The following is a 24,966-nucleotide window of genomic DNA, read 5'->3' as shown; positions in this document are numbered from 1 at the left end:
TTTAAGTTATGCTTTCATAATAATTGAAAGTAATTCAGATCCTGCCGCGCAGCAGGTGGAAGTGCGCAGTCAATGCAGACAGGACACGGAAAGCTGAAAGGACTGACGTCACGCGCCAGACTGTGGCTGGGTGTGGCGCTGAGTCTGGGCAGCGCGTCAGCGGCGCTTCTGGTGCTGCAACTGTTCGTTTTCGGTGGGATCGTCGATGACCTGACCTTCAGGGGGCGCGGCTTTCATGACGAAGTCGGCCAGATTGAGTGGCTGGTATTACTTCTGACCGGGCGCGCAGTTCTGGTCTGGCTGGCTGATATGGCGTCAGCCACAGCAGGCATGAAAGTCACCACCACCCTCCGGGCAGACGTGCTGGGGCATCTGCTGCGGACCGATTCCGTCAGTCTTGCACATCGCGGCGCAGGAGAAACCGTCACGACCATGGTGGACGGCATCGACGCGCTGGAACCCTATATCGCTCAATATCTGCCAAAAGCCGCGATGATGGTCGTCCTGCCGCTGATGATTCTGGCCTGCGTCGCGGGGCTTGATGGCTGGAGTCTTCTGATTCTGGCCTGTACCGGCCCCCTGATTCCCCTGTTCATGGCGCTTGTTGGCTATCGGGCGCAGGCCATCATGGACCGGCAATGGACCCGCCTCCTTCTGCTCGGCTCCGGTTTCCTCGATTTTGTTCAGGGACTGACAACCCTGCGGCTCTTCGGCCATGCGCGGCAGGCCGTGGATGTCGTTGCAACCATGGCCGATGATTACCGGCGGTCGACGCTATCGGTCATGCGCATCGCCTTTCTGACCTCCGCCACACTCGAATTTTTCGCCAGCCTGTCGATCGCCCTGATCGCGGTTGTGTTCGGTTCCCGCCTGCTGGCCGGTCACGCGGATTTCCGCACCGCCTTTCTCGTTCTGCTGCTGGCTCCGGAATATTTCATGCCTCTGAGGGCATTTTCCGCCAGCTACCACGCGCGACAGAACGCCACAGTCGCGATGGAGCGGATCGATGCTCTCCTGATCCTGCCTGAAACGCCAAAAAGAGTGACGGCGGCGGAGCATGATTCAAACCGACCTGCCGCCTGCCTCGTCTGTGACGATCTTTCCCTGGGCTATGACAGCACAAACCCGGCTGTTCTGACTCACGTGTCCTGCCGGTTTGCCCGTGATGAACTGACGGTTGTGATCGGCGAAAGTGGCGCCGGCAAGACGACCCTGATGCGCACGCTGCTCGGGCTGCATACGCCCGTCACAGGCAGCGTGCGCGCTCTGGATGCTCAGGGGCAGCCAATCGACGACGCATGGTCACGAATGGGCTGGGTGCCGCAACGCCCCTGCCTGCCCTACGGCACTGTTGCTGAAATCCTGCGCCTCGGTGCGCCGGAGGCGGATATCGCCAGCCTCCGTGCCGCAGCTCTGGAAGCGGATGCTCTCTCATTCATTGAGAAGCTTCCAAATGGTTTTGAAACCCTTATCGGTGAGCACGGCGCACGGCTCTCCGGTGGGCAGGTAAGGCGACTGGCTCTGGCGCGGGCGCTGATCCGCAAGCCTGACATCCTGTTTCTCGACGAACCAACAGCCTCCCTTGATCCAGACAGCGAGAAACGCGTGACGGATGCGATCCGTCGTTGCGTGCAGGGGCGGATCGTCATCGTTTCAACGCACCGGCAGAGACTGATGAAAGACGCAGATCATCTGCTGTTGATTGACGGCGGCACGATACGGACTGTCACCTGTGACGAAAGAGTTGCGGCATGAAACAGGATTTTTCCCTGCCGCCCCGTTCGACCGAACGTCAGATGATTTTGGGTCTGGCGCTCGCTGCCCTCGCGGCTCTGGCGAATTTCGGTCTGCTGTTCCTGTCCGGCTGGCTGCTGGCGAGCGCGGCCGTCGCCGGTCTGGCGGGATTGGCGGCCCGTGACGCCTTCAACATGTTTCTTCCTGCCGCCGGGGTGCGTTTTCTGGCGACAGCCCGGATTCTGGCCCGTTATGGCGAGCGGGTGGTTACCCACGACGTCACCCTGCGTCGGATTGGACAGGTTCGTACCTGGAGCTTCGCGCGTCTGGTTGCGCTTCCTCCGCAACTGCTGGCCCGACGCCGGAGTGGTGAACAGCTTTTTCGCTTTGTCGCCGACACGGAGCGCGCTGGAAATGTCTGGCTTGACGTCAGGGTGCCGCGTGTCACGGCAGTAGTATGCGGTGTAACCTGCGTCGCACTGACCACGTTTTTCGCGCCGATGGCCGGACTTGTACTGGCGGCAGGGCTGCTGCTGTCCGGCGTGGTGCTGCCGCGGATGGCGGGATGGCTCTCGGATCGGGCTACAGCCCGCATGGTCGTGCATCAGGATGCCATGCACGGCGATCTGGTCGAGGTGCTGCAAAGTCTGGATGAAATCGCCTTTCTGGGCGCAGGCCCCGCGATGACACAGCGACTGGAAAAGCGGCAGATAGCGGTCCGACAGGCCCGGATGCAGCTTGCGATGATTGAAGGCGCCAACAGGGCTCTGGTTGGTGTGCTGGCCATGCTGACCGCAGTTGGCGTTCTGATCTGCGCAGCGACTGCCAGAGAGGGAGGCTTTCTCTCCGCCGCCTGCCTGCCGATGCTGGCGCTTGGAGCGTTGGCCGCATTTGAAAATGTGACGCCACTGTCAGCAGCCCGACAGATGGAGAGAAAGGCTCGGCTTTCTGAGCAGCGTCTCCTGACGCTGTGTGGACCAAAGAATGATGATACGCCGGAAGAAAGGAATGCGCTGCCGCACGCGCCTCTTGATCTGGAACTGTGCAATCTCGGCGCGCGCTATGCGTCCGATGAAAGCTGGGTGCTGCGGCACGCCAACCTGACAATTCGGCAGGGTGAACGCGTGGCGCTTGTAGGGCCATCCGGTTCGGGAAAAAGCACTCTTGTTAATCTTCTTTTCTGTTTCATCGCATATCAGGAAGGCGTCATGCGCTTTGGCGGCGTGGACGTCAGCAGGCTGGACACAGACACCCTGCCTGAAACGGTCGGAATACTCTCGCAGGACGCGCATATGTTTCAGGGAAGTATTCGCCGCAATCTGGCAATGGCGTGTCCCGAAGCAGACGAAACCGCGATGTGGGCGGCGCTTGAGACAGCGCAACTAGCGTCCTTCGTGCATCAGACACCGGCGGGACTGAATACTCTTGTCGGTGAAGCCGGTCTCTGCCTGTCCGGTGGACAGGGGCGGCGACTGGCTCTGGCATGCGTGCTGCTGCGTCGTCCGCGCTGGCTGATCCTCGACGAACCGACCGAAGGACTGGATGCGGAGACGGAACGGGCAGTGATGACCGCTCTGACTGCCTCCCTGTCCCATGATGTGACGCTCCTCTGCATCACGCATCGCACGACAGTCCTGCCTTTTCTGGACCGGACAGTGGAAATCGCAAACCGGCAATTTCATGAAAACACGACAGATCGCGGGAGGCCGCGATGAGATGACGATGACTGCGTGCCAGACGGTACGATCGATGACTCTGCGCACGGAGTGGGCAGGTCAGATTGCAGAGATCAGGAGAAATGATCGTGGACCTTATTAATCCGGATGTCGTTGATCTGTCGCGATTCCAGTTCGCGCTGACGGCGTTATATCACTTCATGTTTGTCCCCCTCACACTGGGACTGACGTTCATGCTGGCGGCGATGGAGACGGTGTACGTCGTCACCGGCCGAAAGATCTACAAGGACATGGCCCAGTTCTGGGGCAAATTGTTCGGGATCAATTTTGCCATCGGTGTCGCCACCGGCATCACGATGGAATTTGAATTCGGCACCAACTGGTCGATGTATTCCCGTTTTTTCGGTGATATGTTCGGCACGCCGCTGGCCATTGAAGGGCTGATGGCCTTCTTCATGGAATCAACCTTTGTTGGTCTCATGTTTTTCGGATGGGACCGGTTAAGCAAGCAGGCGCATCTGGCGATCACCTATCTTGTTGCGCTGGGTTCCAACCTGTCGGCTTTGTGGATTCTGGTGGCCAATGCCAGCATGAACATGCCTGAAGGCGCGCATTTCGATCCGGACACCATGCGTATGCAGTTCGACAGCGTGGTGAAGGTGATCTTTAATCCGGATGCGCAGGCGAAGTTCGTTCATACTTCGGTAGCCGGATATGTCTCGGCCGCCATGTTCGTCATGGGCATCAGCGCCTTTTATATCCTGCGCGGGAAACACAAGGCTTTTGCCGCGCGCTCTTTCCGCATGGCGGCGCTCTTCGGCATCATCTCAACCGTTGCCGTGATTACGTTGGGTGACGTGCTTGGACGTCTTGATTACGAACACCAGCCCACCAAGATCGCCGCGATCGAGGGCGTTTGGCACACCACCAACCCACCCTTCGAGCCCTGGCTGGCTTTTGCCCTTCCCGACGATGCGAAACAGGAAAACCATCTTGAAATAGGTGTGCCTTTCGTTCTCACGCCACTTGTAACCCATAGTTTTGATACGCCGGTTACCGGCATGATCGAACTGGAGCAGCAGGCCGGTCCGCATATTATCTCGGGTATTCAGGCTGTTTCAGCCCTGCATCAATACAGCAGGACTCATGATGCCGTCGATCTGGAGCAGTTCAGAGCGCATGAAGCCGATATGGGTTTCGGCTTTCTGGCCATGCGTCATGCCCCCAATCAGGATGTAACAAATATTCCTGCGGACCGGCTGGCCAGCGTCGTGCAGCAGACCGAACCGGATATTCTCCCGAATGTGTTTGTCACTTTCTGGGCTTTCCGGATCATGGTGTTTCTGTCTTTGTGGTTCTTCGCCGTTTTCGCCTTTTCCGCCTATGTCAGTCTGAAAAACCGTCTGGAAAAAAACCGTCTGCTACTGAAACTTTGCATGTGGTCTATCCCACTGCCGATCCTCGCTACGGAGTTTGGCTGGATTACAGCAGAGGCAGGCCGTCAGCCATGGACCGTTTTCAACCGACTGCCGACTTTCCTGTCTGCGTCCAGCCATGGCGTCGGCTACATGATTTTCTCTCTGGCCGGATTCGCGCTGCTTTATTCAATCTTTATCGCAGCTGAACTTTTCCTGATGTTCAAATACGCCCGACTTGGTCCCGATCACGATGCGCATGAAACGCACGATACACATCTGAGCATCGTTCCCGACGGGAAGAGTGCCTTCTCTGTTGCATCTTCCCTATCTTCGTAAGGAATTATCTGAAATGGATACTTACGCAATTCTGAAACTTGTCTGGGCCGGCATTCTGGGCGTCCTGTTTATCGGACTGGGCGTGATGGTCGGCATGGACATGGGCGTGGGCACCCTGCTGCGCTTTGTCGGTCGTAATGATGGCGAGCGTCGCACGGCGCTCAACATCATCGGGCCTCATTGGGACGGCAATCAGGTGTGGTTCATTCTCGGAGGCGGCGCTATTTTTGCAGCGTTTCCGACGCTCTACGCGACGTCATTCTCAGTTTTCTATGTTGTGATGATCCTTTTGCTGTTCAGCATGATTCTGAGGCCGGTCGCTTTTGAATACCGCTCCAAGGCCGACAGCAAACACTGGCGCGCCAGTTGGGACGGCGTATTCCTGATCTCCGGTGCGCTGCCCATGTTCATTTACGGTGCAGCTTTTGGAAACGTGCTTGAGGGGGTGGGCTATCATTTCGGCTGGACCGGTCAGTATTATCAGGATGAATCGTTCTTTTCTTATCTGATCAATCCGTTTGCGATCCTGTGTGGACTGATGTCGGTGGCACTCAGCGTCTATCAGGGTGGCGTCATGCTGATGCTGCGGTCAGAGGACCCCATTCATGGCCGTGCCCGTCGCTATGCAATGCGTGGTGGCGTGACGGCTGCTGTTCTGTTTGTGATTGGTGGTGTTTTCATAAGCCGTCTGAACGGTTTTCATCTGGACAACGGCAATCCCGGCATGCCAGCCAATCCGATGCAGGGGCAGCATGTGACTGTCAGTATTGGTGGCTGGCTGGAAAACTTCCATTTGCATCCAGCTCTCTGGTTGTTGCCGCTGCTTGGAGTGTCCTGCATGCTGCTCGGCACGATGATGGTGAAGACCAACCGTCCCGTCCTCGCCTGGTGGATCGGTGTGGGGTCATGGATCGGTACAATCTGCACCGTGGGGAGCGCGATGTTTCCGTTTCTCATGCCATCTTCTACAACACCCGATCAGAGTCTGACGATCTGGAACAGCACGGCCAGCGCCTATGGTCTCACCTGCATGCTGGTCGTCGCCTCGATCTTCGTGCCGATCATTCTGTCCTACACATCATGGTGTTATTACGTCATGCGCGGCAAAGTCCGCACTGCGGATGTGATTCACGATAATCACAGTTATTGAGGAGAGTGTCATGAATATCATACGTCTCGCTGGTCTGGCCGCAGTTCTGGTTGTCTCGCTCCTGTTCGCCGTTTTCGTCGGCGATCAGGGGCCCTGGTATTTCGCATGGGTGGTTGGCACGGTGATGATCATTCTCATCTCCGGTGCGGGAGCCATCCTGCTGGACGCTCAGGATGAACACATTTCGGAAAAGGAAATCTGATCATGATGGGTGATCTGGAACAAATTATTTTCTTTATTCCCATGCTTTACCTGACTTTTTATATTGTTGCAGTCATATATATCAGTCGTTTATTTCCCTGACTGTCTGGCAGGGAATGAATTAAGTGATTCCAGTGGCTATAATTTATGGATTTGCGATAATCTGAAGAGATCTGGATGGTCCGGACTGAAACCATCCGCGCGCAGCATCAAAGGGACGACCTTGAGTATGCTGCGCGATGCGGTATGAGCGTTGATTGCTCCGCTGATGTCCGGGAGTAAGCAACGTGGGAGACTATGGCGGATTGACCTGCACCGCGCTATGGAGGCGATCTTTCATAGCGTTACGACCGGCTGCCAGTGGCGACAGTTGCCGCGACAGTCTCCGGTGTTCACGACTGTGCAGGGCTATTTCCATCAGTAGATCCACGAGGGCGCTGGGATGAAATCAACCTTATTCTCGTGATCCTTGTCGCGCGATCTGGACGGACGGAATGCTACGCGTTCGGTAGATATCGTCGACAGACAGTCGGTAAAAACTTCAGAAAATGGCGGGTCGTGCGGCTATGACGCTGGCAAGAAAATAAAGGGCAGCCCGAACGCCGGATTCTGCGGCGCGATGTTGCGCCACAACCATCAGATGCTGCCGTCCTTGATGGGGTCGTATCGGTCGGCGCAGGGGCATGGTGATCACCCCAACTGGAATTTTATACCATTGAGCCGTTGGTGATGAAAACCAGTTCGTCTGGATCAGGATCGACGCCATGTTCCGTGCCGCTTTCCACTCAGTCGACATGGGTTGTGATTTTCTTTCTACCCGGCAAATCGACGGCGACATTCGTGACCTGCGCTGCGGTGAAACACCATACCTTGATCAGCAAGCCATGTCGCCAGGGTTTGTCCAGAGATTCCTGCTGATTATATTTGGTGAATTTCAGTGTGTGCAGATCCTTCTGTCCGAGGATCTGATGCGCAAAACGGGCGAGATAGCGCTTCATCTCGATCACGCTGTGTGAAGGCTCGAATGTGAACATCGAGCGCCAGAATAGACAGAAATTCGATTTCCGGAAGTCGGTGGACAGCCCGCCGCTGATGATCTTGCTCGTGAATTTCTTCCTCATCCGGGAGAATGAGCGCGTTGATCTCCCGCCGTGCATTGCCGGTCAGAGTCAGGGCGTTCCAATCCGGCAGAGATTGGTTTTTCTGCACATCGCCGCACAGGACTGCTGCTGTCAGGCTGGGTAGTTCATCTGCTCACCTGGTTCGCTGGGTCGGATAGTGATTTTGTTTTTAACTCGATCAGAAAGGTGCGTGTCGTGGCAGAAGATAGTCTTACTTGATCGGAAAGTTTTTTGTTTGTAGAATGGTTTTCTGAAATTCAATATTCTTCTATAAAATACATATACTTAAATAAATTACAAAAATTATATATATATTGCAATATCCATGAAGACTTTTTTTTGGTGAAGTTTTTTCCAAAAAGCATCAAGGAACACTACTCTTTTAAAGAGCAACATCCCGATTCAAAAATTCCTTATTGATTATAGATCTTTACCGTTCATACTCTTCATGCACCGTATCCAGATCTGCAAAGCGGGTATACTGGCCTTCGAAGTAAAGCTGCACCGTGCCGGTCGGTCCGTGACGCTGCTTCTCAAGAATCAGTTCGGCCTTGTTGTGGACCAGCTCCATCTTGCGACCCCAGTCTTCCAGCGCCGCCTGATATTTATCAGACGAATCATAAGCCGTTTCTTTCGGCTCACGCTGCTGGAGGTAGTATTCGTCGCGATAGACGAACATCACGGCGTCGGCGTCCTGCTCGATCGAGCCTGATTCACGCAGATCGGAGAGCATCGGGCGCTTGTCCTCTCGGCTTTCCACCTGACGGGAAAGCTGGGACAGGGCGATGACCGGCACTTCCAGTTCCTTGGCGATGGCTTTCAGGCCCTGCGTGATCATCGAGATTTCTAGCACGCGATTGTCCGGACGTGTGCCGACGGCTGGGCGCATGAGCTGGAGATAATCCACCACGACGAGGCTCAGCCCCTTGGTCCGTTTCAGACGGCGGCAGCGCGTGCGCATGGCCGATAGCGAGATGGCGGGAGTGTCGTCGATCACCAGTGGAATCTGGGTCAGCTCACGGCTGACGCGCACGAACCGGTCGAATTCCTTCTGTCCGATATCACCACGACGGATGCGCTCACCGGAAACTTCGGCCTGCTCGGAGAGAATACGTGTGGCGAGCTGCTCGGATGACATTTCGAGCGAGAAGATCGCGACAGCCCCTTCCGGCTGCACGCCTTCACCTTTGTCGCGGGCGGCGTTCAGCAGCGCGCGCGCGGCGGAGAAGGCGATCTTGGTGGCGAGCGCGGTCTTGCCCATGGCGGGACGGCCGGCGAGAATCAGCAGATCGGACGGATGCAGGCCGCCGGTCTTCCTGTCGAAGTCGCGCAAACCGGAGGTGAGGCCGGACACGTCGCCTTCGTTGCGGAAGGCTTTTTCGGCGGTTTCGATGGCGGAGGCGAGCGCCCGGTCAAAGCCGGTGAAGCCGCCGTCCTGCCCCTTGTCGGTGGCCAGCCGGAAAAGCTGTTCCTCACCGGCGGCGATCTGGTCCTGTCCGTCGAGATCGGTGCTGCCGAAGGCGCTGTTGACGATGGTTTCGCCGATATCGATCAACTGGCGACGAATCCAGGCATCCTGAATCGCCCGGCCATAGTCACCAGCGTTGATGATGCCGACCGTCGCCGTCAGCAGTCTGGCGAGATAGGGCAGGCCGCCGACCGCATCCAGAATCCCGGAATTTTCCAGCGTGGCTCGGAGCGTGACCGGGTCGGCCAGCATTCCTGCCTCGATACGCTTGGCGATCGCGTCATAGATCGCGCCGTTCACCCGATTGGCGAAATGCGCGCCGGTCAGGAAGTCGGAGACGCGGTCATAAGCCTTGTTGTTGGTCAGCAGTGCGCCAAGGAGCGCCTGTTCGGCGTCCACATTGGAAGGGGGCTGACGCAGTGAAACGCCAAGAAGTGCGCCGTCAGCGGCAGGGGTGGTGGGAGAGTCGGTCATGGTCACCGCTCTTCTTTATCATCAGGGACGCGATGCGCCCAGACCTGACTTGATCCAGATCTGATGACGTTATCTGTTGGGTCGTGACAGGAGCATTGGCGGCCATGAGTGTGGATGGCTGATTTTGCTGAATACTAAAGCGGCGTCGACTCTGAAATGGTCTGAGATCCGGCTGCGACACTGACTGCTGAATATCTTCATGACAATATTTATAAATTAAAATGGTTATTTGAAATGAATGCAGATTTTGCATCCTCTCATATGGGGAATTCACCTGTTGCAAAAAAGTATCAGAAGTGATGCCGAGTGTATCATTGTTGTTGCAACTGATTATCAATTCGCTTATGAAGCCAGCGTAATCCTTGACATAGAGAGAGATACGGCAGGTGAGTGATTTTATCCGCGCATATATGAAACCCCTTTCCATGGCGGGAGGTTTGCTGATCACAACTCAGGCGTACGGTGCGGATACGGTCGCGATCAAAGAGGGCGTGGACCGCAAGCATCCCGGAAAAGCCCAGGATTCTGCCATGCAGAAAAACGGGAAACAGACCAAAGCAGGCGCAGTGCTGGGCGGCGGCGTGATCGCTCATGGCGATGAGCAGGTCACCGTGACCGGTCATGGTTTCAACACGATGCACGCGTCTGTCGGTCTTTCCCGGATGCCACAGGATGTGATGCACACACCGCAGAACATCAATGTGGTTCCGCAGGCTCTTATGCAGCAGCAGAACGTCAAGTCACTTGATGAAGCGCTCCGCAACGTGCCTGGCGTCACGGCCTCGATCGGTGAAGGCGCCGGCGGCATGAATGGAGACCAGTTCCTGATCCGCGGCTTTCAGGCACAGAATGACATCTATGAAGATGGTCTTCGTGATTTTGGTGTCTATTCAAGAGATTCTTTCAATTTTGAATCCGTTTCCGTCATCAAGGGACCGTCTTCGGAAGTCTTTGGAAATGGAACGACGGGTGGCGCCATCAATATGGTGACCAAGACGCCCGGTCTCGACAATCACTACCGGTCCGAGTTCAACGGCGGGTCCGGCAGTTATTACCGCGGCACAATCGACGTCAACCAGCGGCTCGACGCGACAACGGCTTTCCGCATTACCGGGATGGGAGACGAGCATAACATCGTTGGTCGCGATTATCTCTATTCGCATCGTTGGGGGATCGCGCCCTCGATCGCCTTTGGGTTGGGATCACGCGCAACACTGGTGCTGCAATACATGCATCAGCAGGAAGATTCGATTCCTGACTTTGGCGTGCCTGTCGTGAAGCCGCCCGGCTCATCCACAGGAAAACCGATTACCGAATATGGAGTGCGCCGCACGAACTGGTATGGCACGGACAGCGATCACAATTCCACAAATGACAATATGGAAACAGCGCGTTTTACATATAAGGTCAACGACAATATCACGGTTTATAATGATCTGCGGGGCGGCGAGTATTATCGGAATTTCGCGGCATCCAAGGCCACCTGTGACGCAACCTGCGTCAACAACTACTTTCTTGGCGATCCTTCCGATGCGCTGGTAGCGAGATCCGGCCCGGTCGGGGCCGGTAATGGCAAGGGTGGTGGAACCTACTTCGCGCCTCTGCCGTATCAGCAGAGAAGCTGGTCGGTGCAGAATGTGGCGTCCGTGGTCGCCAATTTCAACACCAGTTTTCTGAAACATCAGTTGGTCGCCGGGTTCGATATCGAGCGGGTGAATGATGTGCGGGCCCAGTCCACCTACCTGAATTCCAAGCCTTACGCCAATCTGGTCAACCCCAATCCTCACGTTGGAAATCTGGACATGGTGCCGGGAGACGCCAATCCTGCTGGACTGGTGAAGCTGGGCTCGCTCGGTGCGAAAGCTGACAGCAGCGGCTATGGTTTTGATACGGGACTGTTCCTGTTCGATCAGATCTGGTTCACAAAATGGTTGTCTGTCAAAGGAGGTTTCCGCTGGGATCGCTGGCAGACAAGCTACAATCTCAAGGGCGGGGACGTGGCGACCAACCCTGACCAGCATTTTCATAACACCACGGGTGTTTTCAATCCGAATGTCAGCCTGATGATCACACCTGATGACAGGCAGATGTACTATTTCACATGGTCCAGTTCGACCACACCGATGGGCATGTATGTCACCAACGGTTCAGTGCCGATCCGGCCTGGAACAAATTCCTATGCCAGTCCGGAAAAATCCCAGCTTTATGAAGTGGGTGCGAAATACAGCCTGCTCAATGGACGCATGGGCGTGACAGGCTCCCTGTTCCGGCTTGAGAAAGGCAATGCTCTCAACGCCGACCCTGTTACCGGAACCATCGAAGGTTCGACCGACCGTCAGCGCAATCAGGGACTGGAGCTTTCCGTGGGCGGGATCATCCTGCCGGGCTGGAATGTTTCCGCGACCTATGCGCTTTACGACAGTTCGACTACCTCTTCAGCCACGGCTGCCAATCGTGGCAAGAATATCCAGTATGTTCCGCATAATCAGGCAACCCTGTGGACGGCCTATGCCGCCTTCCCGAATACGCTCTACAACTTTACTGTCGGCGGCGGTGTGACGTGGCGTCAGCATGTGTGGCTTGATGCGGCCAATACCTACCGCGTGCCAGCCAATCTGGATTTCAGCGCGATGGTCTCGCATCGTTTCAACAAGCACTGGAAACTGTCCATGAACGGCTACAACCTTGCCAACCGTCTGAACTATCAGAGCTTGTTCTCCAACCGTGCAACACCGTCCGCCGGACGTATGTTCATGGGTGAAGTCAGCTTTGCTTATTAAACCGTAAGGCATTCAGGACGGTCGATCCTTTTCAGGAGTTCGATCGTCCTGAAATATCGCTCTATTTCCTGCATATGGTAGCCTGTCGTTCTTTTTTCAGAAACGGGATGATCCGGCTGATGACTCTTCATACATGGTGGCTGTTTGTTGCGACGGTCTTCCTGCTTTCGGGCACGCCGGGTCCGAATATGCTGCACATCATGACACGTAGTCTCGAAGTTGGATGGCAACGGAGCTCTGTGGCCATGCTGGGCTGTGTTTCAGCCGTTGTATTGACCCTTATGGCGTCTGCTCTGGGGCTGGCGGCAGTTCTTCTGGCTCTTCCGGGCGTGTTCGACATGTTGCGTTATATGGGCGCGGCTTATCTGATCTTCCTTGGTGTCAAAGCATGGTGTGCGGAAGTTTCATCCATCCCGGTTCAATATAGGGAAAACAGGAAAACACCGTCAGGGAAGACTCTGTTTCGTGCAGGGTTCACGGTGGGTATCAGCAATCCCAAACTGCTGCTGTTTGCGGCTGCGTTTCTTCCTCAGTTCATCAGCCCCGGAAAGGCGCACTGTCCGAAATTTCTTATTCTGATTGTGACTTTCGCCGCTATTGAAGGGTTCTGGTATGGCGTCTACGCTTTTGGTGGACGGTCACTGTCACGGTTTCTGGTGCGCACGACAGTCAGAAAATGGTTCAACCGGATCACGGGAGGCATCTTCGCCTGTTTCGGACTGGCCCTGCTGAAACTGAAACCGGCTGCATGAAACTTCCTGCCGGAAAAAAGCATTCCCGGCAGGGAGAGTCATCATTCAGGCTGCCGGGAAAATCTTCCCTGGATTCATGATCCCTTCCGGGTCCACCGCGCTCTTGATGCGCCGCATCATGTCCAGTTCCGCGCCACCGCGCCAGCCCGGCATCATGTAGGTCTTGAGCTGACCGACGCCATGCTCGGCGGAAAAGGAGCCGCCGAGTTCCTTTACGATACCCGCAACCGTGTCCATCATCTCGTGATCGCGGGCGAGGAACGCCTTGCCGTCCGCGCCTTCCGGCTGGACGAGATTGAAGTGGATATTCCCATCGCCAATGTGGCCGAACGGGGCCACGCGGATGCCGGGAATCAGCGCTTCGCAGGCTGCGGTCGCGCGGTCGATGAAGGTCGGAATGGCGGAGAGCGGTACGGAAACATCGTTCTTTACGGAAGCCCCCGCACGCTTCTGTGCTTCGGCGTGTTCCTCGCGCAGTTTCCAGAAGGCCAGACGCTGTGTTTCGCTTTCCGCCAGCACGGCGTCGCTCACCAGTCCGTCCTCGAAGGCCCTGCCCAGCACTTCTTCCATCAGGTCACGCAGGGCTCCGCCTTCACGCGGGCTCGCCAGTTCCACCAGCACATAGCCGGGAGCAGCCTCTGACAGCGGCAGGGACGCATCGGGGATCAGCGTGTTGACGAGGTTCATGCTCAGGCCGGACATGAATTCGAACGCCTGAATCGCGCTGGGCTCCGTGTTGCGGAAGGCCGAGAACAGGGCCAGCGCGCCCTTGGCGTCCGCGACGGCGCAGAGGGCGGCCTCGACGGATTTCGGCTTCGGCTGAAGCTGGAGAATGGCTGTGGTGATGAGACCGAGTGTACCTTCCGAGCCGATGAAAAGCTGGCGTAGCGCGTAACCGGTGTTGTCCTTGCGAAGACGACGCATCACATCGAGCACCTGCCCGTCGGGCAGCACGGCTTCGAGGCCAAGCACCAGTTCACGGGCATTGCCGTAACGCACGGTGTTGTTGCCGCCCGCGTTGGTGGCCAGCACGCCGCCGATCTCCGCCGACCCTTCCGAGGAAATGGACAGCGGCAGCATCAGTCCGGCAGCCGTCGCGGCGTCCTGCGCGGCTTTCAGCGTCACGCCCGCTTCCACAACCATCGTGTTGTCGATCGGGTCGATCTCGCGCACCCTGTTCATGCGGCTGGTGACGATGACCAGCGCGTGGCCTGTCTCATCCGGTGTCGCCCCGCCGACCATGCTGGTGTTGCCGCCCTGCGGCACGACGGGGACGTTATGCTTCGCGCACAGCCGCACGGCTTCCGCGCAGGCTGCCGTGCTGGCCGGACGCGCGACGGCGACGGCCTTGCCGTGGAACAGCGAGCGCCAGTCGGTCAGGTACGGCGTCATGTCGCTGGCATCAGTCAGCAGACCACCGGGGCCGAGAGCCTTTGTGAGAGCATCGAGCAGGGCGGGAGGAAGACTGGTCATGCTGGTTCGTCCGGATATGGGCCTGAAGGGGCGCTATATAATGCTGAAGGACTCAGAACTGAAGTTGGCGCTGTTCCCGGTTCTTTTTTGAAAAGAAGAATTAAAAAACCTTGTTGGGTCAGAGAGCGGCAGACTGGTCTCCTGATAAGCAAAAGCCTTTTTACTTCCAGAAAAAGATGAATCCGCCCTCATGAGTTGGGAGCGGATGAGGCAACGTGCATAACGCCCCTAGTGAAGATAAACGGCGTTGGGAACATGGTGGGGAGCGGGTTTCAGCGAGTGAAACAGTTCGCCGCCCGCGACTCCCGCAATACAGCCGACCAGCAGGACGACGCCGATCAGGCCGAACCGGGTGTGCGTGGCTGACTGCGCGGCCACCAGCAGGCTCTGGGTTTCCGCCCTCGCCTGCTGGGTCAGGAACAGTTCCGCCTTCAGGGACGCGTTGGACGCCCTTACATTACGCAACTCCATGTCGAGCCGGTTCAGGTTTTCTGAAAGCTCCCTTACACGCTGTCGTTCGAGCTGAACGTCCCCTGCCGCCGCCGAGCGGGATGCGCGTGGGCGAGGAGCCGCCGCGCCGGTCCGTTTCGGAGGATTAGGGGCGATCGCCGTGAAAAGGTTCTTGAGAGCGCCGCCGGTGATCTTGTTGCGTTGCGCCCGCGCGCGCAGGGCGGAAAGAGCGGCTTCCGACTGGCCAGCCTGATCTTCCAGCACCAGCGCCAGAATATCGGAGAGGACTTTCAGCTCTTTCGGATCAAACGAGTCGCTCATGCGACGTGATGCTCCTGTGTCGAAGGGGCGTCCTGACAGGCATCGGAAGCTGGACGTGGGGCGGCTGCCCGGCCAAGACGATCACGGATGGCGAGGCCCAGACCTGTCTCAGGGATCGATTGCACGACGATCCGCCTGCATCCGGCCTGTGTGCCGTGCTGGTCGAGATAACGAAGGCCCGCGAACAGCCGCGAGGCCGCTTCATCCAGACGACAGGTCTCACTGAGATTCCACGTCACGCGCGCACCGTTCAGCGGGGGACCAAACGCCAGCAGCGCATCATCGGACTGCACTGACCGGACATTGAGCACGACGGGCAGGCCGGGCGCGTAGTGCGAGGTCAGCATGCCCGGAGCGACGGGCGCGCCCGTTTCCTGCGCGTCACGATGACGTTCCACAGGACCGATGACGGCTTCAATATCCTCGACAGTAACGCCGCCCGGACGGAGCAGGCGTGGCGTCTCGCCGGACAGATCCAGAATGGTGCTTTCCAGACCGACAGCGCACGGGCCGGTATCAAGCACCGCGTCAATGCGTCCAGCCAGCCCATCCAGCACATGATCGGCGTCGGAAGGACTCACCGCGCCGGACGGATTGGCGGAAGGGGCTGCAACCGGTCGTCCGACGGCGCGCAGCAGCGCGAGCGCGGTGTCCTGTGCCGGGACACGCACGGCCGCTGTGGGGAGCGCGGCGGCAGCGAGGTCACAGATCTCACCGTCCGGACGGCGTGGCAGCACAAGGGTCAGCGGGCCGGGCCAGAAACGGTCCGCCAGCGTGCGGGCCAGCGGTGTTGCGACGACATGTCTGAAGGCGTCATCTGCGCTCGGAAAATGGCTGATGAGCGGATTGAAACTTGGGCGTTTCTTGGCCTCGAAGATACGGGCCACCGCGAGAGGATTGGTCGCATCCGCGCCGAGGCCGTAGACCGTCTCTGTTCCGAACGCGACAAGACGGCCGTCGCGCAGGAGTTCTGCGGCGCGGATCAGGCCCTCGGGCTGCTCTGCGTCATCGGAAACAAGGCGGTCGGTCATACGGCTCCTCAGATGAGGCTGTCGGCTTATCACGGAATGGCGACAAACGGCCAGTTTGGATTTCAGGCGTTCGCCGTCGCAGGACGCGGCCGTTTTCCACCCAGCCTGAACCGCGACTGTCACCGAACCATCCCGTCCTGCGACAGGAAAACCGGCAGCGGAGCGTGATCGCTCCGTCGCCTCAGTCGCCAAGATCACCCGTACAGACAAAGAACGGATTTTTCCAGCCGGGTTTGCTGTAGCGGAGAGGGCCGCTGCCATCGAGCAGCATGACCTGACCACCCGCTGCTTCCACAATGGCCTGAGGGGCCGCCGTATCCCATTCCATTGTCGGTCCGAGGCGCGGATAGAAATCCGCCACACCCTCGGCCACACGGACAAACTTCACGGCCGAACCGATATTGCCCAGCGAGGCGATGGGACGCTCACCGAGAAATTTCTCCAGGGCCGGATCGTCGCCATGATGCCGGGAGGCGAGGACCGCCAGTCCGTCCTTCGGCGCCTTGCGGACATGGATTGCATGCTCACCATCGGCGTCATAGCGGGTCGCTCCCAGCCCTTCGCCGCCGGTGTAGAACTGTCCGTAAGCGGGGAGCGCCATTGCGCCGAGAACGGCCCGGTCATCACGCACCAGCCCGATATTCACGGTAAAGTCGTCACGTCCGGCGGCGAATTCCCGTGTGCCGTCCAGCGGATCGACCAGCCAGTATTCCGCGCCGCCTTTCACGCGGATGCCCGCCGCCATCTCTTCTTCCGCAATCACCGGAATGTGGGGTGCAGCGGCGCGCAGTCCGGCCAGAATATGCTTCTCCGCTGCCTGATCGGCTTCCGTCACCGGAGAGCGGTCCGACTTCGTGGTGGTCACGAAGCCTTTGGCCCGGATGGCGTTGATGATGTCGCTGGCCTCGCGAGCGAGACGGAGGGCGAGGGCGAGGAGCGCGGCGTCAGAGACCGGAGCGTTGGAAAGCGTCATATCTCTTTCTTACTCCCCAGAAGTGAAGGCGCAATTGATTATCTGGTGACCGCCTGTTTCAGTCTGTCTTTTGTGGCGTGAGCAGGAAACGGTCCAGTGGCTCAGCTGTTTCAGGCGGGGCATCTATTTTCTGTCTCCTCCATTTTAGGTACACCGGTTAAGGAAAGGGCGGCGGGAAAGCTGGCTCGGTCAATATCCGTTTCGGATACTGTCCGCGTTGGCTTCTTTTGGATGGGTCTTCGGATGACCGGCGCAGACCGCTTTTCAGGTCTTTGCCCCGAACCCCGCAAAAGGACGCAGCCCCATTGATTCCGACTTGTTAAATCAATGGGCGAAGGAAAGAATATTGCTCTTTGGACCTCTTCACAAAGAGAACAGGGTAGGGAATCGTTCGGGCAGATTGCTATTCATGGACCGTAGTCCCTTTCAGGAAGCCATATGACCGCCTCTTCTTCTCCCGGTCGCGGGATGACACTCGCAATGGCCGCCGCCACCGGTCTCGCCGTCGCCAGTATCTATTACAATCAGCCCATGCTGGGCGTCATGGAGCGGGCGATGCCGAGCAGTCTCACGGCGCTCGTCCCCATGGCCACGCAGCTTGGTTACGCACTGGGGCTGTTCGCGCTGGTGCCGCTGGGAGATCTGCTTGAACGCCGTCAACTGATTGTCTGGCAGTTCGTGCTGCTGGCCGTGGCGCTGGCGGTGACGGCGCTCGCCCCCGGTGCGGGGATCGTACTGCTCGGCTCGCTGCTGATCGGGGCCGCCGCGACTGTCGCCCAGCAGATCGTGCCGTTTGCGGCGCATCTAGCGCCACCGGAACGGCGCGGTGCGGTCGTGGGCGTGGTCATGTCCGGACTGCTGTGCGGCATCCTGCTCAGCCGGACGCTGGCCGGATTCGTGGCGGATCACGCGGGCTGGCGTGAGATGTTCTGGCTGGGCGTGCCGCTGAGTCTGGGCGCGGGGGCGGGGATGCGTCTGCTGCTGCCCTATAGTCGTCCCGATACGCAGCACAGCTACGCCAGTCTCATGGTGTCGCTGGCGCATCTCTGGCGGGAGTTTCCGGCGCTGCGACTGGCTGCTTTCACGCAGGCGCTGCTGTTTGGCACGTTCTCCGTCTTCTGGTCCATTCTGGCGCTGCATCTGCAGGAGCCCCGCTTCAATCTCAGCGCGCAGTCCGCCGGACTGTTCGGGATCGTGGGCGCTGTGGGGATACTGGCGGCTCCGCTCGCCGGACGGTTTGCCGACCGGCACGGGCCGCACCGGGCCATTCTGGCGGGGACAATTCTCACGCTTCTGTCGTGGGTGCTTTTTGGTACATGGCTGTCTCTGGCCGGGCTGGTTGTCGGCTGTATTCTGCTGGACTTCGCGGTGCAGAGTGCGTTGGTCTCGCATCAGCATATCGTCTACGCCCTGCGTCCTGAAGCGCGCTCCCGTCTCAATACGCTTTTCATGGGGGTGATGTTTCTCGGCGGCGCAACTGGTGCGGCGGGCGCCTCGGCCGCGTGGGTCACTGGCGGCTGGAGTGCGGTTGCGTTGTTTGGCGGGTTGATGGCCGCAGGAGCCCTGACGCTGCAGGTCATTTCCGCGCGAAGCTGATTGTGTAACCGGTTTCTCTGCGGCATGAGAGGCTCTCAGGTCAGGAATGTATCCGGCACCGGATCGGGTGCGGGTCATGAACTGAGAGACTGATGTGCGGTTCGGGCGGAGACGGCCTGACCCGATCGGGCTCTGAAACTATTTTCGGCTACAGCGGATTCTTTCATGTCAGAACATACTCCCATCGGTCTGGATCAGCAGGCTTCCCCCGTTCGGGCTCTGACCCATTCCGGGAATTTCCATACGGATGAAACGCTGGGCTACGTGATCCTGCATTACGCGCTTGAGCCGGAGGGTGATCTGCGCGGCCGCGTGCTGAACGGTCATGATGGCGGACGCCTCACCTTTGTACGCTCGCGTAATCCGGAAGACATTCAGGCTGCGGATATCGTGTTCGATGTCGGCGGTGAGTATGCGCCTCCCAAAGGTCGTTACGATCATCACATGCGGGTCAAGCCGCTACGGGACGATGGCACGCCTTACAGCGCCGCCGGGCTGCTCTGGAAGGATTACGGCAAGGCTGCGATCCGCAATATTCTCGGCGCGGTCCTGAAGACGCCGGTCAGTGAAACCGATGTGGCGTCGATCTGGCAGACGCTCGACAAGTCGCTGATCCTTCCTGTCGATCTGGACGACAATGGCGTGGCCAAGATGGGCAAGCTCTCGCTGGCGGATATTGTTTCGGCCTGCAATCCGCCGTGGGATACGACGGAACTGTACGGAGCGGATGTTGCAAACACCCGTGAAACCACTGGTTTCGCCAATGCCGCCAGTGCCGTCGCGGCGCATCTGGTCAATTCTCTGGACCGTGTGCGGGCCAGCCTGAAAGCTGCGAGCCGGGTGATGGAGGCTTATGCCAGGGCCGAAGACAAGCGTATCCTGCTGATGGACACGGGCATGCCGACCGAGAAAATGATCTTCGAGAATGACCTGCCTGTGGTTTATGTGGTGTCTCCGACCAATAACGGCCAGTGGAATGTGAAGGCGATTTCGCCGACACGTGGGGATTTCGGCCAGCGCGTCTCCCTTCCGGAAGCGTGGGGTGGTCTGGAGAAAGCGGAACTGGCGAAAGTGTCGGGTGTGCCGGATGCGGTGTTCGCGCATCCGGCCCGCTTCATCTGTGGCGCTGGAAGCCGCGAAGGCGCGCTGAAAATGGCGCAACTGGCCTTGCAGATCGACGAGTCACTCAAAAGCGGCAAGTCAGCCTGAGTTTTACCCAGCATTCAGGGTGCAGGGACCAGCGGTTCCTGCCGGGTTCGGGCAGAGCCCGGGACCCTGAAACACGCAACACATTCAGGTGAAGCAATGCCAGCCGTTGCCAACCACCGTCCCCCTCGCTACCTCTAACAGTGGATAGCTCCGGGTGGGGCAGCGGAACCGGTCCGTCGTCGCGCCTGTCAGACAAGGAAAAGGCGTCAACGTGACAGAGATCAGCTTCTCCGACCTCGCGCTCCCTACCAGCGGTGCTCTGGCGCTGCCCGAATTCGCCGATACGGCGCGGTCCGAGTTTTTCGCTACTGTGGACAAGGCGACCGACGGGGCTCTCACCCGTGCCGCAGAAGCGGCGTCTTTCACCTTCAAGCGTGGCGCAACCTGCGTGGTGCTGGCTCCGGGTGCGAAGCTGGATCGCGTTGTGCTGGTGGGCCTTGGGGACAAGGACAGCCTGACCGAAACAACAGCCGAGCAGATCGGCGGCACGGCGGCGCAGACGCTGACCATGCATGTTCAGGGCGCAGTGTCCACGGCGGCGCTTGATCCGAAACTGGCAGTGCATGTAGCGCTTGGCGCGTCACTCGGCCTGTATCACTTCGATCGCTACCGCACGACGGAGAAGAAGGACGACAAGCCGAAGCTGGCTTCTCTCGCCATTCTGACCAGGGATGTGGCGGGTGCGAAAGCCGCGTGGGCTGGCTGGGAAGCCGTGGCGAAGGGTGTGACCCTGACGCGCGATCTGGTCAGCGAGCCCGCCAATGTCCTGACACCGATTGAATTTGCCAAACGCACCGAGGAATTGAAAAAACTCGGTGTCGAAGTCGAAGTGTTCGACGTTCCCGCGCTTGAGAAGCTGAAGTTCGGCTCCATGCTTGGTGTCGCGCAGGGTAGTGACAACCCGCCGCGTATGGTGGTGATGCGCTGGAATGGTGCCGGTGATGACTCCGCGCCGCTGGCGTTTGTCGGCAAGGGCGTGACGTTCGACTCCGGCGGCATTTCCATCAAGCCTGCCGCCGGCATGGAAGACATGAAGTGGGACATGGCCGGTGCAGGTGTTGTCACCGGTCTGATGGCGGCGCTGGCTGGTCGCAAGGCGAAAGTGAATGCGGTCGGTCTGATCGGTATCGTCGAGAACATGGTGTCCGGCAACGCACAGCGTCCCGGCGACGTGGTGCGCAGCGCATCTGGCCAGACCATCGAGGTGCTGAACACCGATGCGGAAGGCCGTCTCGTTCTGGCTGATGTGCTCTGGTATGCGCGTGAGACGTTCTCGCCGCGTTACATGATCGATCTCGCCACGCTGACAGGGGCGATCATTGTTGGTCTGGGCCACGAATATGCGGGCCTGTTCTCGAACGATGACACGCTCTCCGAGAAACTGACGGAAGCAGGCGCCACGACGCAGGAAAAGCTCTGGCGGATGCCGATGGGCGAGGAATACGACAAGCAGCTCAAGTCCGATATTGCCGATATGAAGAATATCGGCGGTGGTCGCGCGGGTGGGTCCATCACGGCGGCGCAGTTCCTCAAGCGCTTCGTGGGTGAGACGCCGTGGGCGCATCTCGACATCGCAGGCGTGGCCTGGGCGACCAAGGCGAAGTCCGGTTCTCCAAAAGGCGCGTCCGGTTTCGGCGTGCGCCTGCTTGACCGGTTCGTGCGTCAGTTCGAGGGCTGACAGGGCCGGTGGCCGAAGTCGGCTTCTACCATCTGACACGCACCGGCGCGTTTGAAGCGTTGCCGGTGCTGCTGGGCCGCACACTGGACGCGGGCAGGAGAGCCGTCGTCAGATGCGGTGACCCGGAGACGGTCGCCGCTCTTGATGATGCGCTCTGGAAAGTCGTGGAGCCTGTGTGGCTCCCACACGCCGCGACGGGCGGGAAATATCCCGAGCGTCAGCCCGTGTGGATTACGGCGGGCGATGATGTTCCCAATGGGGCAGATTTCCTGTTTCTTACTGGCGTGAACAAGGTTCTTCCCCTGGAGCCGTTCGAGCGTGTGTTCGATCTGTTTGACGGGCAGGATGAGGCGGCGGTCGCGGCGGCGCGTGTGCGCTGGGTGGCGTTGCGTGACGCCGGGCACACGCTGGCCTACTGGAAACAGGAAGCAAAGGGCTGGACAAGGGCGCGCTGAAGGCAAGTCTTGCTTTCCAGAAGCTGGCTCGCACGCATCTCTGTAAAGACAGGAAAAGTTTTTGGGTGCCGCCTTTTTTCAAAAAGGGGGCGTTCTCTAAAACTTTTTGAAAAAAGCTTTACCAAAAACTTTGTTTTTATCAGAGCTTAGGAAGAGCAGCTTTCTGGTTGGCGCTAGTTTTTCTCGAGCGTGGATCATTTTCCGTTCTGCTGCGTTGTGACCATCTCTGAGAATACAAAAGCGGATTGCGAACGATAGTCTGCGACACGACCGCAAATCCCGTATGATGAATGTTGCAGACAGTTTTCCTGAAAGGAAGATGTCATGACACGCACGGTCAGATTCAAGAATGGCGTCGAAGTCCCGGCTTTAGGCATGGGCACATGGAACATGGGCGACGATGTTTCCCTGCGCAGCGATGAGATCGCCAGTCTGCAGGCGGGTCTCGATGCGGGGCTGCGCGTGATTGATACGGCTGAAATGTATGGCAATGGCCGTTCTGAAAGTGTCGTGGGAGAAGCGATAGAGAAGCGACGGAACGACGTGTTTCTCGTCAGCAAGGTGTTGCCCTCGAACGCGTCAGCCAAAGGTGTGCTCAAGAGCTGCACCGACTCTCTCAAGCGGCTCCGTACCGATCATATGGATCTCTATCTTCTGCACTGGCAGGGAAATATCCCTCTTGAGGAAACATTTGAAGCTTTCGAGACATTGCGCGATCGTGGGATGATCGGTAGCTGGGGCGTCTCGAATTTCGACACGGACGCGATGGAAGAGGTGATTCAGACCGGTCAGGGTGACGGTTGTGTTGCCAATCAGGTTCTTTACAGCCTGAGCCATCGTGGAATCGAATTCGATCTTCTGAAGGAGAATCAGGCGCGTCAGGTGGTGACGATGGCTTACTCGCCGCTTGGTCAGGGGGGCGGGATGCTGAAGGATAATGTGCTGGCGAAAATTGCCCAGCACCACACTACAAGTCTCGGGCCAGCAACTCCGGCGCAGATCGCTCTGGCGTGGGTTCTGCGTCAGCCTTCTCTGATTGCCATCCCCAAGGCGGGATCGAAGAAACATCTTCGTGAGAACATTGCTGCTCAGGAAATCAAATTAAAGGAAGGCGACCTGACTGCGCTGGACAAGGCGTTCTCTCCTCCCCGAAAGAAGGTTGCTCTTGAGGTGATCTGAGGAAGCCGGAGAGATCGGATCAGTTCTCCGCTTTTTCCCTTCTTCACATGACAGTTTCCGGCCTGAAGAATGGTCTTCAGGCCGGAACGCTGTCTCGTTATTCTTATAGCTATAACGGCGTTTTACAGGACTTCTGGTTTCTGTTTTGCCTCGGCCTGTCTGGCGTTGCGGTAGACAATGCCGGGGACGACTGAAGCGAGGCCTGAAATCACGGCGTCCGGAGAAAGCCCTGTTTCCCTTGCAAACCTGTTGATGACACCATGGGGAATCAGTGTTTTGATGTCGGCCTCTGTGGCTGGCGTCTTGCTGATCGCGTCTCTCCATCCCTGAAGAAGGCCGTCCAGACCCGCTTCGTGAGCACGGTGGCGAACTTCCGGAATACCGACCGCGCCTTCTTTTCCCATATATTCGCTCACAGCAGAGGCGAGTCCTGAATTATCCTTCCGGGCGTTTGTCACGAAATCAACTGCGTCATTCAGAACGCCGGGCAGATTGTCGTTCATTCTCTTGGTCATGACAGTCTCCTTTAACCGTAAACGGCAAGCGGACGTCACTGTCTCTGTCGGAGGGCGTTTCTGATATAAGGGCTGACAGGATGCAGAGCCGCTTGTCTGTCTGGAGACTGAACGGGTGGCAGGGCATGGAGTTCGGCCACGATTCACATCATGACAAAAATTTCAGCTTGCAGAATACATTGCCAGAAACATGGTCACGGTTGCGTCGGCAATCCGGTCGATATCAGCGTCCGTCGTGGAAACAGGCAGCTCAAAGCGGCGACGTGTGATGATACGGGTCTGGCACAAGGTATAGAACTGCTCGGCAGCGAACATCGGGTCGGGGACATTCAGCTCCTTTTTCTCGGTCCGGTCGGTCAGCCATCGGGCCAGTGTGTCGATGCAGATGGCGGGCGCGTGTTCCCAGAACGTCTCGGCAAGATGAGGGAAATGCCGCGCTTCTGAAATGATGACCCGATAGAGCGCGAGCGCTGTCGGGGCGATGATGAGGGCGATGATCGAGCGGGCGAGGGCATTGAGGGTTTCGCGAGGTGGCAGATCGGCGTTCACCGGGCGAAAGGCTGCCGGGAGATCCCGTTCGGCCTTCTGCTTCACAACGGCGGTGAAGAGCTCGGCCTTGTTCTCGAAGTAGTTGTAAAGCGTGCCTTTCGACACGCCCGCATGGCGCGCGATAACGGACATGCTTGCGCCCTCGTAGCCATGTTCCGCGAAAATATCGTGGGCTCCCTTCAGGATCTGCTCCCGTTTGGCTGAGGAGGCATCTCCGGGCTGTTGCGGTGAGCAGGTATCCTGGTCTTGCATGATCTTCTCTGGTGCCGTGGGGGATGCAGGCGTGATTGACGCCTTAGGGAAAGCCGATAGGGTGCATGCTGACCGATCGGTTCGGTCAGCGTCAAGGAGCGTCCATGGCGACAGAGGCGAAACGAGCATCGTCAGATGAAGGCGGCCGACCTGAGGGAGGTTGCCTGCTGGCAGT

22 protein-coding genes and 1 pseudogene are annotated in these 24,966 nt (G+C 58.2%); 14 read left to right on the top strand and 9 right to left on the bottom strand.

Annotated features, from left to right (window positions below):
* Window positions 1-72 precede the first annotated feature (72 nt).
* The 6 genes and pseudogenes from cydD to A0U92_RS18395 all read left to right on the top strand — a co-directional run.
* Window positions 73-1,755: a thiol reductant ABC exporter subunit CydD gene (cydD, locus tag A0U92_RS15870; protein ID WP_077813965.1), complete on the top strand. Its 1,683-nt coding sequence runs from the start codon at window positions 73-75 to the stop codon at window positions 1,753-1,755.
* Entirely contained in the window at window positions 1,752-3,449 is a 1,698-nt protein-coding gene (gene cydC / locus A0U92_RS15865) for a thiol reductant ABC exporter subunit CydC (protein WP_077813964.1), read from the top strand. Before cydD ends, cydC begins: the two co-directional genes overlap by 4 nt.
* An 89-nt stretch (window positions 3,450-3,538) precedes the next feature.
* Window positions 3,539-5,164 carry a cytochrome ubiquinol oxidase subunit I gene (locus tag A0U92_RS15860; RefSeq protein WP_077814515.1) on the top strand — a complete coding sequence of 542 codons (1,626 nt, stop codon included), beginning with the start codon at window positions 3,539-3,541 and terminating at the stop codon, window positions 5,162-5,164.
* Window positions 5,165-5,177: 13 nt separating this feature from the next.
* Complete coding sequence (gene cydB / locus A0U92_RS15855; protein WP_077813963.1) at window positions 5,178-6,314, top strand: cytochrome d ubiquinol oxidase subunit II; 1,137 nt, start codon at window positions 5,178-5,180, stop codon at window positions 6,312-6,314.
* A gap of 10 nt (window positions 6,315-6,324) precedes the next feature.
* Window positions 6,325-6,516 (top strand): hypothetical protein, encoded by a 192-nt coding sequence (locus A0U92_RS15850; protein ID WP_077813962.1) that lies wholly within the window; start codon window positions 6,325-6,327, stop codon window positions 6,514-6,516.
* Window positions 6,517-6,692: 176 nt separating this feature from the next.
* Window positions 6,693-7,107, top strand: a pseudogene (locus tag A0U92_RS18395) (transposase); the annotation flags it as partial.
* Here A0U92_RS18395 and A0U92_RS15840 read toward each other — a convergent pair.
* The 3 genes from A0U92_RS15840 to A0U92_RS15830 form a co-directional block, all read right to left on the bottom strand.
* Window positions 7,057-7,311, bottom strand: a complete 255-nt coding sequence (locus A0U92_RS15840; protein ID WP_077813960.1) for a hypothetical protein — start codon at window positions 7,309-7,311, stop codon at window positions 7,057-7,059. The pseudogene A0U92_RS18395 and the gene A0U92_RS15840 overlap by 51 nt on opposite strands.
* On the bottom strand, window positions 7,301-7,636 hold the full coding sequence (locus tag A0U92_RS15835; protein WP_187668799.1) for an oleate hydratase: 336 nt from the start codon (window positions 7,634-7,636) through the stop codon (window positions 7,301-7,303). Before A0U92_RS15835 ends, A0U92_RS15840 begins: the two co-directional genes overlap by 11 nt.
* Window positions 7,637-8,066: 430 nt before the next feature.
* A complete protein-coding gene (locus A0U92_RS15830) occupies window positions 8,067-9,578 on the bottom strand; it encodes a replicative DNA helicase (RefSeq protein ID WP_077813958.1) in 1,512 nt (503 codons plus the stop codon).
* Window positions 9,579-9,988: 410 nt separating this feature from the next.
* Here A0U92_RS15830 and A0U92_RS15820 point away from each other — a divergent pair, with 410 nt between their 5' ends.
* Both A0U92_RS15820 and A0U92_RS15815 read left to right on the top strand, forming a co-directional pair.
* Window positions 9,989-12,358, top strand: coding sequence for a TonB-dependent receptor (locus A0U92_RS15820; RefSeq protein WP_236748384.1), 2,370 nt, complete (start codon window positions 9,989-9,991; stop codon window positions 12,356-12,358).
* Window positions 12,359-12,477: 119 nt separating this feature from the next.
* Window positions 12,478-13,110: a LysE family translocator gene (locus tag A0U92_RS15815; RefSeq protein ID WP_077814513.1), complete on the top strand. Its 633-nt coding sequence runs from the start codon at window positions 12,478-12,480 to the stop codon at window positions 13,108-13,110.
* Window positions 13,111-13,155: 45 nt separating this feature from the next.
* Here the strand turns inward: A0U92_RS15815 and A0U92_RS15810 are convergent, their stop codons facing one another.
* From A0U92_RS15810 to A0U92_RS15800, 3 genes are all read right to left on the bottom strand, one after another.
* A complete protein-coding gene (locus A0U92_RS15810; RefSeq protein ID WP_077813956.1) occupies window positions 13,156-14,583 on the bottom strand; it encodes an FAD-binding oxidoreductase in 1,428 nt (475 codons plus the stop codon).
* Window positions 14,584-14,811: 228 nt separating this feature from the next.
* Complete coding sequence (locus A0U92_RS15805; RefSeq protein WP_077813955.1) at window positions 14,812-15,354, bottom strand: hypothetical protein; 543 nt, start codon at window positions 15,352-15,354, stop codon at window positions 14,812-14,814.
* On the bottom strand, window positions 15,351-16,385 hold the full coding sequence (locus tag A0U92_RS15800; protein ID WP_077814512.1) for an L-threonylcarbamoyladenylate synthase: 1,035 nt from the start codon (window positions 16,383-16,385) through the stop codon (window positions 15,351-15,353). The genes A0U92_RS15805 and A0U92_RS15800 overlap by 4 nt, the downstream gene beginning before the upstream one ends.
* Window positions 16,386-16,397: 12 nt before the next feature.
* Here A0U92_RS15800 and A0U92_RS18055 point away from each other — a divergent pair, with 12 nt between their 5' ends.
* Window positions 16,398-16,553: a hypothetical protein gene (locus A0U92_RS18055; RefSeq protein ID WP_222927832.1), complete on the top strand. Its 156-nt coding sequence runs from the start codon at window positions 16,398-16,400 to the stop codon at window positions 16,551-16,553.
* Between the two features lie 13 nt (window positions 16,554-16,566).
* On the opposite strand, the gene cysQ is transcribed toward A0U92_RS18055, so the two are convergent.
* On the bottom strand, window positions 16,567-17,358 hold the full coding sequence (cysQ, locus tag A0U92_RS15795) for a 3'(2'),5'-bisphosphate nucleotidase CysQ (protein ID WP_077813954.1): 792 nt from the start codon (window positions 17,356-17,358) through the stop codon (window positions 16,567-16,569).
* Window positions 17,359-17,796: 438 nt separating this feature from the next.
* Here cysQ and A0U92_RS15790 point away from each other — a divergent pair, with 438 nt between their 5' ends.
* The 5 genes from A0U92_RS15790 to A0U92_RS15770 all read left to right on the top strand — a co-directional run bounded on the left by A0U92_RS15790 (window position 17,797) and on the right by A0U92_RS15770 (window position 23,475).
* Window positions 17,797-18,954, top strand: coding sequence for an MFS transporter (locus tag A0U92_RS15790; RefSeq protein ID WP_077813953.1), 1,158 nt, complete (start codon window positions 17,797-17,799; stop codon window positions 18,952-18,954).
* Between the two features lie 165 nt (window positions 18,955-19,119).
* Window positions 19,120-20,163, top strand: coding sequence for an MYG1 family protein (locus A0U92_RS15785; RefSeq protein ID WP_077813952.1), 1,044 nt, complete (start codon window positions 19,120-19,122; stop codon window positions 20,161-20,163).
* A gap of 211 nt (window positions 20,164-20,374) precedes the next feature.
* Complete coding sequence (locus tag A0U92_RS15780; RefSeq protein WP_077814511.1) at window positions 20,375-21,841, top strand: leucyl aminopeptidase; 1,467 nt, start codon at window positions 20,375-20,377, stop codon at window positions 21,839-21,841.
* 8 nt (window positions 21,842-21,849) lie between these two features.
* Window positions 21,850-22,296, top strand: coding sequence for a DNA polymerase III subunit chi (locus A0U92_RS15775; protein WP_077813951.1), 447 nt, complete (start codon window positions 21,850-21,852; stop codon window positions 22,294-22,296).
* A 324-nt stretch (window positions 22,297-22,620) separates the two neighbouring features.
* Window positions 22,621-23,475 carry an aldo/keto reductase gene (locus A0U92_RS15770; RefSeq protein WP_077813950.1) on the top strand — a complete coding sequence of 285 codons (855 nt, stop codon included), beginning with the start codon at window positions 22,621-22,623 and terminating at the stop codon, window positions 23,473-23,475.
* Between the two features lie 122 nt (window positions 23,476-23,597).
* Here A0U92_RS15770 and A0U92_RS15765 read toward each other — a convergent pair whose 3' ends face one another.
* On the bottom strand, window positions 23,598-23,990 hold the full coding sequence (locus A0U92_RS15765) for a YidB family protein (RefSeq protein ID WP_077813949.1): 393 nt from the start codon (window positions 23,988-23,990) through the stop codon (window positions 23,598-23,600).
* Window positions 23,991-24,152: 162 nt separating this feature from the next.
* On the bottom strand, window positions 24,153-24,791 hold the full coding sequence (locus A0U92_RS15760) for a TetR/AcrR family transcriptional regulator (RefSeq protein WP_077813948.1): 639 nt from the start codon (window positions 24,789-24,791) through the stop codon (window positions 24,153-24,155).
* Between the last annotated feature and the right edge of the window lie 175 nt (window positions 24,792-24,966).

Origin of the sequence: Acetobacter aceti, from assembly GCF_002005445.1 — a bacterium.
In the GTDB taxonomy this organism is placed as follows: domain Bacteria; phylum Pseudomonadota; class Alphaproteobacteria; order Acetobacterales; family Acetobacteraceae; genus Acetobacter; species Acetobacter aceti_B.
The sequence above is the reverse complement of the archived record's forward strand: the minus strand, read 5'-3'. Positions and strand labels throughout refer to the sequence as shown.

Bases quoted from the DNA above. Each gene is read 5' to 3' on its own strand.
- A0U92_RS15760 (WP_077813948.1), bottom strand. From the start codon at position 24,791: ATGCAAGACCAGGATACCTGCTCACCGCAACAGCCCGGAGATGCCTCC.
- A0U92_RS18055 (WP_222927832.1), top strand. From the start codon at position 16,398: ATGAGGCTGTCGGCTTATCACGGAATGGCGACAAACGGCCAGTTTGGA.
- A0U92_RS15805 (WP_077813955.1), bottom strand. From the start codon at position 15,354: ATGAGCGACTCGTTTGATCCGAAAGAGCTGAAAGTCCTCTCCGATATT.
- A0U92_RS15785 (WP_077813952.1), top strand. From the start codon at position 19,120: ATGTCAGAACATACTCCCATCGGTCTGGATCAGCAGGCTTCCCCCGTT.
- A0U92_RS15810 (WP_077813956.1), bottom strand. From the start codon at position 14,583: ATGACCAGTCTTCCTCCCGCCCTGCTCGATGCTCTCACAAAGGCTCTC.
- A0U92_RS15835 (WP_187668799.1), bottom strand. From the start codon at position 7,636: ATGAGGAAGAAATTCACGAGCAAGATCATCAGCGGCGGGCTGTCCACC.
- A0U92_RS15770 (WP_077813950.1), top strand. From the start codon at position 22,621: ATGACACGCACGGTCAGATTCAAGAATGGCGTCGAAGTCCCGGCTTTA.
- cydB (WP_077813963.1), top strand. From the start codon at position 5,178: ATGGATACTTACGCAATTCTGAAACTTGTCTGGGCCGGCATTCTGGGC.
- A0U92_RS15790 (WP_077813953.1), top strand. From the start codon at position 17,797: ATGACCGCCTCTTCTTCTCCCGGTCGCGGGATGACACTCGCAATGGCC.
- A0U92_RS15815 (WP_077814513.1), top strand. From the start codon at position 12,478: ATGACTCTTCATACATGGTGGCTGTTTGTTGCGACGGTCTTCCTGCTT.
- A0U92_RS15830 (WP_077813958.1), bottom strand. From the start codon at position 9,578: ATGACCGACTCTCCCACCACCCCTGCCGCTGACGGCGCACTTCTTGGC.
- A0U92_RS15820 (WP_236748384.1), top strand. From the start codon at position 9,989: ATGAAACCCCTTTCCATGGCGGGAGGTTTGCTGATCACAACTCAGGCG.
- cysQ (WP_077813954.1), bottom strand. From the start codon at position 17,358: ATGACGCTTTCCAACGCTCCGGTCTCTGACGCCGCGCTCCTCGCCCTC.
- A0U92_RS15850 (WP_077813962.1), top strand. From the start codon at position 6,325: ATGAATATCATACGTCTCGCTGGTCTGGCCGCAGTTCTGGTTGTCTCG.
- A0U92_RS15765 (WP_077813949.1), bottom strand. From the start codon at position 23,990: ATGACCAAGAGAATGAACGACAATCTGCCCGGCGTTCTGAATGACGCA.
- cydD (WP_077813965.1), top strand. From the start codon at position 73: ATGCAGACAGGACACGGAAAGCTGAAAGGACTGACGTCACGCGCCAGA.
- A0U92_RS15800 (WP_077814512.1), bottom strand. From the start codon at position 16,385: ATGACCGACCGCCTTGTTTCCGATGACGCAGAGCAGCCCGAGGGCCTG.
- A0U92_RS15840 (WP_077813960.1), bottom strand. From the start codon at position 7,311: ATGTCGACTGAGTGGAAAGCGGCACGGAACATGGCGTCGATCCTGATC.
- cydC (WP_077813964.1), top strand. From the start codon at position 1,752: ATGAAACAGGATTTTTCCCTGCCGCCCCGTTCGACCGAACGTCAGATG.